This is a genomic window from Catenulispora pinisilvae (genome assembly GCF_015356865.1).
GTDB classification, from domain to species: domain Bacteria; phylum Actinomycetota; class Actinomycetes; order Streptomycetales; family Catenulisporaceae; genus Catenulispora; species Catenulispora pinisilvae.
The window spans coordinates 1-10,981 of record NZ_JAAFZA010000307.1 but is presented as its reverse complement, the minus strand read 5'-3'; the positions used below and the strand labels follow the sequence as shown (position 1 = coordinate 10,981).

10 protein-coding genes are annotated in these 10,981 nt (G+C 64.9%); 2 read left to right on the top strand and 8 right to left on the bottom strand.

Annotation, left to right across the window (positions count from 1 at the left end):
* Positions 1–780 precede the first annotated feature (780 nt).
* Positions 781–1,170, top strand: a complete 390-nt coding sequence (locus IZR01_RS44180; protein ID WP_194927315.1) for a hypothetical protein — start codon at positions 781–783, stop codon at positions 1,168–1,170.
* 595 nt (positions 1,171–1,765) lie between these two features.
* Here IZR01_RS44180 and IZR01_RS44175 read toward each other — a convergent pair.
* The 6 genes from IZR01_RS44175 to IZR01_RS44150 form a co-directional block, all read right to left on the bottom strand.
* Positions 1,766–2,131, bottom strand: coding sequence for a helix-turn-helix domain-containing protein (locus IZR01_RS44175; protein WP_438939724.1), 366 nt, complete (start codon positions 2,129–2,131; stop codon positions 1,766–1,768).
* A 301-nt stretch (positions 2,132–2,432) separates the two neighbouring features.
* Positions 2,433–2,705 (bottom strand): helix-turn-helix transcriptional regulator, encoded by a 273-nt coding sequence (locus IZR01_RS54940; protein WP_369125517.1) that lies wholly within the window; start codon positions 2,703–2,705, stop codon positions 2,433–2,435.
* Positions 2,706–3,017: 312 nt separating this feature from the next.
* Positions 3,018–3,464 (bottom strand): helix-turn-helix transcriptional regulator, encoded by a 447-nt coding sequence (locus IZR01_RS53850; protein WP_323747275.1) that lies wholly within the window; start codon positions 3,462–3,464, stop codon positions 3,018–3,020.
* A 92-nt stretch (positions 3,465–3,556) separates the two neighbouring features.
* Positions 3,557–4,390, bottom strand: a complete 834-nt coding sequence (locus IZR01_RS44160; RefSeq protein WP_194927311.1) for a nuclease-related domain-containing protein — start codon at positions 4,388–4,390, stop codon at positions 3,557–3,559.
* A gap of 885 nt (positions 4,391–5,275) precedes the next feature.
* Positions 5,276–5,437 (bottom strand): hypothetical protein, encoded by a 162-nt coding sequence (locus IZR01_RS44155; protein WP_194927310.1) that lies wholly within the window; start codon positions 5,435–5,437, stop codon positions 5,276–5,278.
* Positions 5,434–5,691: a hypothetical protein gene (locus tag IZR01_RS44150; RefSeq protein ID WP_194927309.1), complete on the bottom strand. Its 258-nt coding sequence runs from the start codon at positions 5,689–5,691 to the stop codon at positions 5,434–5,436. Before IZR01_RS44150 ends, IZR01_RS44155 begins: the two co-directional genes overlap by 4 nt.
* Positions 5,692–6,175: 484 nt before the next feature.
* Here IZR01_RS44150 and IZR01_RS44145 point away from each other — a divergent pair, with 484 nt between their 5' ends.
* Entirely contained in the window at positions 6,176–6,859 is a 684-nt protein-coding gene (locus IZR01_RS44145; RefSeq protein ID WP_194927308.1) for a GntR family transcriptional regulator, read from the top strand.
* A gap of 43 nt (positions 6,860–6,902) precedes the next feature.
* Here the strand turns inward: IZR01_RS44145 and IZR01_RS44140 are convergent, their stop codons facing one another.
* Entirely contained in the window at positions 6,903–7,733 is an 831-nt protein-coding gene (locus tag IZR01_RS44140; RefSeq protein WP_194927307.1) for a hypothetical protein, read from the bottom strand.
* Positions 7,734–8,943: 1,210 nt separating this feature from the next.
* On the bottom strand, positions 8,944–10,590 hold the full coding sequence (locus IZR01_RS44135; RefSeq protein WP_194927306.1) for a thiamine pyrophosphate-binding protein: 1,647 nt from the start codon (positions 10,588–10,590) through the stop codon (positions 8,944–8,946).
* Positions 10,591–10,981: the final 391 nt, after the last annotated feature.

Genomic DNA, 10,981 nt, shown 5'->3' with positions numbered 1-10,981 from the left:
CCCTCCACCACCGCGACACCCGTACCTGGCCACCTCACCCAGACGACTCACCACTGGGCACAGGCTAAAGGCCGGGTGCCGATACGCCGCAACCCCGGCTGTCCACAACAGCACCGACAGGCATCGCGACCCGTTTCACCAGCCTGACGGAACTGCCATCTACTTACTCAAGGGCGGGCCTGACGGCCCGCCGCGCGCGGCCGTGCCGCGCTCGCGCCCGCGCGGCATGCGGCCTTCGGCCGGTCCACGCGACGCAGCGCGGCACGGCCGCGCGCCCAACAACCGGGCCGCCCAGATGAGTCAGGTGGGCACACCCACCAGGCGTCAAACGTGATCATGAGTGGCGGTACAAGGACGCCTTCGGCGGCTGCCCCACCCGGCCTTTGCTCACCACCGATCCAGCGCCGGGGCACCGGCAGATCAGGACACGAGCCCGCTCGGTCGCCAAGCGGAACCGGCAGGCGGGCGGCACGAATGAATACACGCTCGCCGCAGCGCAACGGCTGCGGCCGACCGAACCTTGCCAGCACCTGCCCTCCGCCAGTCAGGCTACAAAACGACAGAACGGCGACCACTAACGGTCTTCATTGGCTAGCGCCATGCGGCTACCCGCGCAATCTAACTGTAGGCATGGCATAAGGATATTGACATTTTTAGGAGACATGCGAGCGGCCTAGAAGAAAGATGATCGTTCGATATTGACGAGCTATCGATCACTCACTAGCTTCAACATTGTCCCAAGATCCATCCGATTACGCAGAGTGAGGATGATCCCTAGAGATGAACATCACCCGAGTTGCCGCCCGAACACTCGCACTGGCATTGTGCGCGGCCGGGGTGGCGGCACTTACCCAGACCCCCGCCTTCGCCGATTCCAATAATTGCCGCAGCTCCTGGGCTAGTGTGCCCGGTGGCGGCAGCGTGCTGCCGTGCAGCGGCATCAGTGGCGGAAGTGGGGTAATCTACCTGAATGGCGAAAGCGCTAACGTCGGCGCTCAAATATATGACGTCTCGAACGGCGGCTATTACGATGCGGGCAGCCAGTACATTAACGCAGGCGGATCCGCAAGCTATTCCGGATACTGCCCTTCGGGCGATATTTACGTCTTGGCTGCATGGACGATAAACGGCACTCGCATTGACGTCGAGGGCGCACGGTCAACCTGCTAGCCCCACCTCGGGTCGCAGCAATCCGGAGGACCCCCTTATCCAGTCGCAGGTCGATCGGGTGGTAGTATGCGCCCGTGGACTTCAAAGGCATGGTCGAAGGGGACGGGCTGTTCGATCACGAACCACCCCATCGCGAGAAAATCGAGTCAGCGATAAATCGCGTTCACCTGTCTCGCAATGAAATGATCTCTACAGTCGTATCTATTGTGCTCGTAATTACCGTGGCTGTCGTCATTCTCCTCGGATAGACGGCAGCCACGTCGCTGTTCGCTGGTGACTAGCACATGGGCGGCCTGGGCGCGGGCCGCGCGCACTCCAACCAGACCACCCAGCCGACGAGATAGCGCACCATCACTGACATGAACGTGATCATGGCATCGGTAACGAACGCCTTCGGCGCACTCCTCACCCGGTCTATGCCCATGCACTAGGCTGCCGCCGGGACATCGGCAGCACATGACGCGACCCCGCTCGGTCGCCAGGCGGAACCGGCAGGCGGGCGGCGCGAACACGCCCACCTCACGAAAGACCGCCGGCCGCCCGCCGGCCGAACCCGCCCCCGCGCAACCGCCACTGTCGAAGCCGAACCCACGCACTACCAGTTCGGATCACGCACCAGGTCAAGTGTGTATCCCAGCACGCTGGCCCACGTGATCAAATTCAGCGCCGCAGGACTCTCCTGCCCGTCCTCCCAACGCTGCAACGACGACCGGCAGACCCCGACCAGCCTCCCCAAACCTGTTTGTGAGAGCTTAAGAACCTTCCGCCTTGCCTTCAGCATCGCCGCAAGTCGCCGCACCTCATGCTCGACGAAAGTCGTCTCGCCAGGGGGCAGGACCACCGGCGGAAGTTCCGGAACGACCTGCGGAACTCGGAGCACCAGCCGATCACCGAACTCATACGCCCAGCCAATCAGGTGAGCAGTGCTCGGACTGTCGTATTGCTTCTCCCAATCCCGCAAACTCCGATCAGTGACCCCAAGCCGACCAGCCACCGCAGCCTGACTCACCCCGGCCCGATACCTGGCGACCCACAACCGCCGCTGCATAGCGTTCAACCGTCGCCTCGCCACTGGCGTCGCCTGCAAAACATCCCTCACTTCTCGAATGACACCGTTCATACCTGCGGTCACCAGCGGAACCGGCCGCGGGGCCAAAACCAGGCCCCGCGGCCGAACCCGCCCCACCAGGCGCAGCAACACACACCGCCCTGATCCACCCCAGATTCCGTAACGGCACGGGCGAATCACCCCGTGAGCCCGGTCAAGCCTGTTCAGACATGAGGGCGACCCTGCATCCCAGTCGACCAGCCCACGTGATCAGCAACAGCGCACCGGGCGTTTGAGCGTCGTCCTCCCAGCGCTGCAAACTCGATCTGGAAACCCCGACCATCCCAGCCAGGTCCGTTTGCGAGATCTCGCGGACTTCTCTTCTTTGCTTCAGCTGAACAGCTATCGGCCGCAGTTCGTGGTCGACGAGCAGTTCCCCAGGCTCCAACGACACCGGCACCGGCCTCCGAGGAGCGTTCGGCTCCATGACCGCCAAGCGCAAACCGAACATGTACGCCCAGGCGACTAGATACGGCGTACCCGGGTGCTCATAACACCTCTCCCAATCCCGCACGGTACGACCCGACACCCCCAACAGCTCAGCTACCGCCTGCCGATCCAGACCCGTCCCCTGCCGGGCAACCGCCACCTGCCGCTGCATCGAGAACAACCGCCGGCGTACCGCCGGAGTCGCCTGCCAAACCATGCCTCACCCAGCCTTGTTCGAATACGGACACCAACCCAACCGCCCGGCATACGCCCACGCTCAGATACGCATGCACCAGCGCGGCTTCACGCCCTAGATCCTCGGGACTGGGAAGCTCCCAGACGACCGAACAGACACAACCCGTCGCTCGGCAACCAACATCGGCCGCAAGCCCAGGCAGTAGTTCGTCTTCTGAGCCCAAACAATCAGCCCCATAGGCCGAGGAGGCGTGCGGACAAGCTCCCACCGCTGAATAGCGGACCGGCTGACACCAACACGCTGGCCCAGCTCCCCTTGCGACAGTCCCCAAGCCAGGCGCCGACACCTCAACGGCGAGGCCAACCGCCGCCGCTCAAACACCACCCACGACTCGCCAGGACGCTGCTGCGGACCGCGCAACACGCCGCGCCGATCCACGATCACCAGGCGCCAACCGAGTCCACCCGACCACAAGATCAAGTGATCCAACGTCGGCTGCACCGCCCCGGTCTCCCATTCGGATATCGCCCTAGCCCGAATCACGAACCAAAACGCCACCATGCTCTGAGACAGCCCAGCAGCCAGGCGTTCTGATCGCAGACGGCCGACGATCCCCGCATAGGTGCGTTCCGCCGCAGAGTCGACGTGAAGCGTCATCGACGAGTCCAGATCTCCCCGCGCCGTGCCACCTGAAAAACAGCCTGTACCTCATCCGGCGACAACACCGTCGGCAGCCTGCGAAGCATCCGCACAATCGCGCCATCGGTCGCGATCAACACGTCGGACGGGTACTCGCGTACCGTCAGCGAACCAGGGGCGACGAACGCCACCACCCCGCGCACCTCAACCGCCCGCCCCAAGGCAGCAGACAACCGCCGGGCCGCAGCCGCCGCCTCATGACGAGAGTTACGGATGTAGGGCTGATAACGACCGTTGACCATCACCCGATCCCCAGCCACCCAAATACGAGCCCGCGCATGATGTTTGGTGTTGACCGTGAACACCCCGCCAGGCCCGATCACCAAATGATCGATATCCGCACCCGAGGCTAGGGGAATCGAGTGCAGGACTTCCCAGCCGCGCCGCCGCAGCAGCTCCAGCCTGCGCCCCACAATCCGCTCGCCCCGCGCGCCCACCTCCCACGAGGTCGCATCAGTAGACAGACCCAACAGCCGACACACCCACCGCTGAACCCGCCCCGGAGACAACCGCGCCGCCTGCTCAGCCACACCCGTACCAGCCGCACGGCCCGCCAAATCCGATCCCTCAGGCGAAGGCCCGACCGGAGGCGGGGACCCAAGAGACAGAAACTCATCGCCCAACCGTGGCGTCAGCGCACACACCACCGCCGGCCGCAGGCTCCTATCGGGAACATGCAGCAACCCGTTGTTGCGGTCGAAACAGCCGAGCATCTGACCAGCCGCATCCTTGACATACAGAAAGTCATGACCCCACTTCCGCCAGGCCTGAACCGTCAGCCCTTCCATGGCACCTCCTTGTAAAGACCCGCCGTGTTTGCTTCATCAGGCGCTGTATCCACCAGCAGAACCGGCAGGCGGGGCAAGAAGCGCCCCGCCGGCCGAACCCGCCCCTACCGGCTCACCAAGCACCGGCCACCGATCTTCAGGCCATAGCCCCAAGCCCGTCTAAGCACAGAGACATAGGCTCATCCGGTCCCAGCTCGCCCCACAGCTCCGCGTCATCTGGATCCGGACCGATCCACGCCACCGCTGTGCCATCCGCGCGCACAGCCAAACTCGCTCCGTACAAATCGACCGCCAACCTCAAGTGGTCAGGCGCCAACTCGCAACCGCCGATTTCGAGCAGCACTCTGGCAAGCCACTCAGCCCTTCGACGTGCGCGAACATAGTTCAAACCAACTCGGTGCTCCCAGAAATCCGGATGCACCCACCAAACATCCATGCAGAACCGACCTCCCCCGAAACGGACCAACGGACCGCACCGAGGTATCGGAAAGCGAAGGTGTCGCTACGCCCCGGTACCATCGGCACCGGGTCTTCTGACCCGCCGGGCCACCCCGCAACTTTGACGGGTGGTGGAGTGGCCCGGCTCGGCAATTTCACACAGGACCGGCCGCCCCTAGAGACACAGAACTCCACGACCGGCCCCGTGCGCGACGACGGGACCAGGCCCCGCCACCGCCTTGCAGAACCCGGGCATGCCCCACGCACGACCGGACCCCACAAGCTCAACCCTCGGAGACGCCCGAGGCGATCTAGCGCGCGAAGCGGGGGCGCCAGGCTGGGCGACCACCACCCCCGCCCCGCGCGCAACGGCGCCGTGGACTCTGATCACGGCCCGCCCTCCGCGCCAACCCTCAACAGCGCGGGTCCCATACAAGCTCTTGACGATCACTGGTGAACACCGCCCTTGGCCATGTACACCAGCAAAATCGCGTTCACCGTCACAGACGACGCCAACCCGGCAATCATCAGCAGCCACCGGGTGTAGCCCCGAGGCTCGCCAGACTCGGCGTACGACACGCCAGACACGTCGTTCTCCTGCATCGTCACGACGCCACCGCCGTCAGACTCGGAGGCCCATCGCCCACCCACACCGGCCACGAAGGCTCCTTGTGGAACGTGGACGGATAAAACTCCAGCCCGACCCAATAAACCTGAAAACGCGGCGCGTCTGCACGACGCGGGTCCTTGTCCAGCACCGTCCAGCTCTCCAGCTGACGCCACGTGGTCTCATGCAGCTGCACGTACGAGCCGCGCCGAATCTCATGCAGCGGCACCGGCACACCACCGTTCAACAACGGCATGGCTACGCCTCCACCATGGCCGGCGCTGAGGCAGGACTCGGAAAGACCGGCGGTGTACGACACCACGCCAACCACACATCACGCGGGAACTTGGAGTACTGCGACGCTCGACCCGGAGAAGCAAGCGTGAAAAAGAAGACCACGTACTCAGACGTAATCGTGCGACCGAGAGCCTGACGCCAAGCCCCGGGGTCCGCAGCCTGCTCCAACGGAGCCAACCACACCTCGTCCGGCACCTCACACGCGAGCCGCGCCGTAGCGCCAGGAGGAGCGCCGACCGGAAGCTCCGGTTTCGCCTTCCTCTGCATCACTATCACCCTTCGTAGTGCTTCTGACTGGTGCGTGGCTCAACGTATACGACCTACGTATACGAGTCAATGGGAGTCGTATACGTAGCTACGTATACGCTGGCTCGTATACGCTGGACTGCACGGTGAAGGTGGTGGACGCGCGACGCGTGCCCAGACGAAGGGATCATGGTCCAATGACAGAACCGGCCTACGTTGCGATTGCAGCTGAGTATGCGCGACGTATTCTCAGCGGGGATCTTGCGCCCGGCACGATGATGCCCAGCCTCGTTGAGATCTCCGAACAACACGGCGTGTCCGACATCGTCGCTCGCAACGCGATCAAGCTTCTGCGAAGTCAAGGACTCGTCCGATCGGTCCATCGGCGAGGCAACTTCGTCGCCGACCGGACCGGGCTCGTCCGAGTATCACCCGAGCGTCAGACCGAGACCGCTGAGGCCACGTTCAGCCACGAATCCGCTGCTCGCATGGTCGTTGAGCGCGAAGAGGCGTCGGAAACGCCGGCTCCCGACTTGGCGGACGCTTTCGGGATTGAGCCTGCTGACGGCGTCTCGCACGTCATCACCCGAGCCTCAGAAGACGGACGTCCGGTGTCAATCTCGGATACGTACCAGCCGTCCGGCATCTCTGGCGTCAACGACGGCAGAGGCTTCGATCTCGAAGAGACCCTGAAAGATCAGCTTCCTGCGGGATCGCATGCGGCTTGGCTGCGTACCCCACCTGGCGTCATGGTCAAGACCATTCATCAACGGTTCTTCGACGTAGACGGGCGGTTGATTATGATCTCGGATATCTCGTATCCGCTGGATCGCTACGCAGCGTATACGTTTCGAACGTCAGTCAGGCCGACGACAAACTGAGCGTTGGTCATGGAAGTGCTGACGTTATGACACTTGGCAGGCGTTATCGGCGGACCCAAGCCTGTGCTACGTCTGCCAAGTTCCACCATGAGACGAAGGCCGGGTCCGCAGACTGCAATACCCAGCCTTCCGTCAATGCGTCAAAGAATGCGTCGTCTCCGGTTTTCCCGCCCTTGGGCTCGCCCACGAAGATCAGCTGTGTTCCACCCGAACGCTCGAACGAGTTGAGTGCTGCGGACGCCATCGTGTTACCCCAGCCAGGAGGCCAGCAAAGAAACAGGACACTGTCGGAGTGGTCTTCAAACTGGTGCCCGTCGATGTGGGATACCGGGTGCCAGATATCGTCCTGGCCAGCCGCCTTGGGGAACGAGACGTTCTCGCTCGTGTCCGGTGGCTCAAGTTCGTACGCTCTGACCGCGTGGCCGGCCTGGTCGAGTTGGCTCGCCCAGTAGCCACGCCCAGCACCGAGCTCTACTATCGGCCGGTCAGCGCAGATACCCGACATCCACTCGATCGTTTCGGGGGATGGGATCGCGTAGGCGTACGTGGCCTGCAAAGTCATCTGAGCGAAGGCCAGACGAGCGCTCCCATTCGGATTGCCGCCGTTGACCACGCGTCGCCCGTCCAGCTCCGATACTGACGGTGCCACGATCTCCCAGTACGGGTTCTGGCTCTCCGCTCGGCCCCCGGTCATGAAGTGCAGCAGCCGGACGTCAAAGCTCGCATCCGCCTCGCTGTCGCCCGTACCTGCCAGCCCTACCGCAGCGTCTAAGTACCGTGCCACCTCGGGATATTCGGTGCCTAGTAGTTGCTCGTCACTCAGGTAGGTCCGCAGCTGCTCACGGCGTTCTTGTGTCAAGGCCAGTTCTGCCACGACTGCACTCTAACTACGATGCCGCGAAGGCGTCCGGCCCGGACACGAAAGTCGGATCGACCTGTGTCGCCAAGTCGAGGCCTGTCGCCTTGTTCGTCTGCCGCCTTTGCCGACCAGGGCGATGCGCATAGCAGACCTCCGTGCGTTCTGTATGAGATGGACCCGAAAACCATTTTCATTAAGGTTGCGTGGCGAGTGTGGCCTGCCGCGCACTGCGGAGTCAACCTGCGACCGCCCGATGGGGTGATCCTTGCCGTCTACCTGCGTCTTCCGTTTGCGAATCAGCTATCTACGTAGGGTGGGTAGCCGCCGCTACGGTGGCGCCTTCTCCAGACGTCGAGGGCGCTACGCTAGCCCTCGCCCTCCTCCGAAGACACCCCCTCCGCTCTTGAAGCGCGTGGTCACCGGAACAGGCCGACATCTCAGGTCCTGCACGTGGTTGTCTGTGGTCCGGTCCGGGGTGGTCCGAGATTTTAGCCACCTCCGTGCACGGGGACCCCACCTGAAGCACTTCGAGGGGGCCTGAGAGTGCCACCTGCGGGCAGGTCCACGAACCTGCCCTCTCTGCTAAGCCAGCGTAAGGCCCCCTCGAAGTGCTTCAGCCCCGCACACGCAGGACACCGGCCAAAATCTCAGACCACCCCTCGTGCGCGACCTCACCTCACGCTGTTGGCCAACGGCCCAGACCAGCGGTACCGAGCGTAGATACATTCGTACATGGGTTGCCGACGCGACCGAGGGGAACGAACCGCACCACCTCAGGGACCGCCGCCGCTGAGACTGGCTCGACCACCCTATGGAACCGCGCCAGTTCCCCGAGGGAGCCAAGAGCCCCCGCCGGAGGCGCCGGCCCTTCACCATCGCCTTTGACCTGGCACTTGACCTTGACCTTGACTTGATCTTGTTCCGACCTGCCGGAGATGAAGAGGCCTGAGGTGCGGCGGGGTTGTGAACGCGGGAACTTGCAGCCGACAAGCACACTCGCCGACTCGAACCCCGAACCGGCACAACTATGACCGAAGGCCGTAAAAATCTTTCAAACCCACAGACAAACCGCAATCCCGGGCAAAAAAGCTCCTCAGCCCGAAAACCCCTCAGCCCAAAAACTCCTCAACCCAAAGACCCCTCAGCCCGAAAACTCCTCAACCCAAAAACCCCTCAGCCCAAAAACCCCTCAGCCCGAAAACCCCTCAGCCCCTGATATCCCCACCTAATGCCCCCGAAAAGCCTCCTCCAACCACCAAGCAGCCTCATCCCCCGCCACCTTCGCATCCAACACCAACGGCCGATCCCGCGCCCCACCCAACCAAGGCCCCAGCACCTTCAAGTCCTCAACCACCCGCACCGTCGCCCCCTCACACCCGAACCCGCGCGCGATCGCCGCAATATCCGTATCCGGGAACGTGACAGTCCCGAGATCATCCCCATGCGGCCCGAAGTGGTGCACCTCCGCCCCATAAGCCGCGTCGTTGTAGACCACGATCAGCAGCCCCAGCCGCTCCCGCACCGCCGTCTCCAACTCCGCGATCGACATCAGCGCCCCGCCGTCGCCCAGGGCCGCGACGGTCAGGCGGTCGGGGCGGGCCAGGGCCGCGCCGATCGCGGTCGGCAGGCCGAGGCCGATCGACTGGTACGCCTGCGTGAACACCAGTCCCTCGGCGTCGGGCACGTCCAGGTACATCACCGGGTAGCCCATGAAGTTCCCCGAGTCGACCGCGACCGTGCGCTCCAGCGGAAGCAGTTCGTTCAGCGCGGCGGACAGGGTGCGGGGGTCGATGCGGTCGGCGGTGGAGCGGTCCGCGTACGGGATCTGCGGCCAGCGGCCCTCGATCTTCAGCCGGTCTGCGATCTCGCGGGAGCGGTAGCCGCGTTTCGTCGACAGCCGTCCGGCCACCTGTCGTGCGGTGTCCGCCGCGTCGCCGATCACGCCGAGGTCCAGGCGCCGGTGCCGCCCGAGCGCGTCCTGTTCGGTGTCTACCTGCACGACCTTCGCGTCGGGGGCGATGAGCGTGCCGTGGCGCAGCGTCCACATGTTCAGGCCGCAGCCCCAGCCGACGATCAGGTCCGCGGAGCGGATCAGCTCGGCGGCCAGCGGTGTGGCGAAACCGCCGCTGACGTCGAGATCGAACGCCTCCCCGCGGAACAGCCCGCGCGCCGCCGCCGACGTGGCGAGCAGCGCCCCGGCCCGCTCGGCCAACGTGGCGATCGCCTCCCCGGCGTCGGCCAGCCGCGCGCCGCGCCCGGCGATGAACACCGGACGCTCGGCCGCCTCGACCAGCGCAGTGAGCGCCGACAGGTCGTCCTCGCGCGGGTGGACCGTCGTCTCCCCGGACACCAGCCCGAAGCGGTTCATCGCCTCGACGCGCTGCTGCTGCACGTCCAGCGGCAGGTTGAGGATGACGGTGCGGCGATCGGACTGCGCGGTCGCGACCGCCGCCAGCGTGTCCGCGCGCGCCGACTTCGCGCTGCCGATCCGGCGCGGCAGCGCACCGACGGCCCGCGCCAGCGCGTTCTGGTCGACCCAGAAGTTGGACAGCCGGGACGTGGCCTCGGCGGCCAGCACGACCAGCGGCGTGCGGGCCTTGGCGGCCTCGGCGATCCCGGTCATGGCGTTGGTCAACCCAGGGCCCTGATGCACTGACAGCACCCCGAGCCCGCCGCTGGCCCGGGCGTAGGCGTCGGCCATGGTGGCCGCACCGCCCTCGTGCCGCGCGGCGACGAAGCGCGCGCCGGCACCGATCAGCGCGTTGGTGACATGGAAGTTGCCGCTGCCGACGACCCCGAAGACGACGTCGGCGCCGGCTTCCCGCAAGGTCTGACCGACTTCGGAAGCGACGGTTTCTTCTGCTGCGGACATGGGTCCTCCGATCGCTCGACGCGGCGTGTTCCTACCCGCCACCGCTCGCTTCGCAACGCCCTACACGGGGGCGCGCGCAGATTCTCGCGCTACGGGACGGCTGAAACGGCCCCGATCGGAACGGCCGGAAGGTTGCCACGCTCGTGCGTGACCTCAGTGCGCAGCAGAGCCAATCAGCAGAGCTGACACAGCTCGCCGCTCACTGCCGCCGCTCACAGTTGCGGCTCACTGCCGCCGCTCACTGCCGCCGCTCACAGCTGCGGCTCACTGCCGCCGCTCACCGCCGCCGCTCACCGCCGCCGCCACGGCATGCGCCGGTGGCGTGGTGGCACCTCACCCCTCCCGCTCCACCAAAGCCAAAACCCGCACCGGACTCCCCGACCAACCCACA

What these genes read in the sequence shown, in the direction of transcription:
- IZR01_RS44180 (WP_194927315.1), top strand. Translation starts at nt 781, where the DNA reads ATGAACATCACCCGAGTTGCCGCCCGAACACTCGCACTGGCATTGTGC.
- IZR01_RS54940 (WP_369125517.1), bottom strand. Translation starts at nt 2,705, where the DNA reads ATGGAGCCGAACGCTCCTCGGAGGCCGGTGCCGGTGTCGTTGGAGCCT.
- IZR01_RS53850 (WP_323747275.1), bottom strand. Translation starts at nt 3,464, where the DNA reads ATGGTGGCGTTTTGGTTCGTGATTCGGGCTAGGGCGATATCCGAATGG.
- IZR01_RS44160 (WP_194927311.1), bottom strand. Translation starts at nt 4,390, where the DNA reads ATGGAAGGGCTGACGGTTCAGGCCTGGCGGAAGTGGGGTCATGACTTT.
- IZR01_RS44150 (WP_194927309.1), bottom strand. Translation starts at nt 5,691, where the DNA reads ATGCCGTTGTTGAACGGTGGTGTGCCGGTGCCGCTGCATGAGATTCGG.
- IZR01_RS44145 (WP_194927308.1), top strand. Translation starts at nt 6,176, where the DNA reads ATGACAGAACCGGCCTACGTTGCGATTGCAGCTGAGTATGCGCGACGT.
- IZR01_RS44135 (WP_194927306.1), bottom strand. Translation starts at nt 10,590, where the DNA reads ATGTCCGCAGCAGAAGAAACCGTCGCTTCCGAAGTCGGTCAGACCTTG.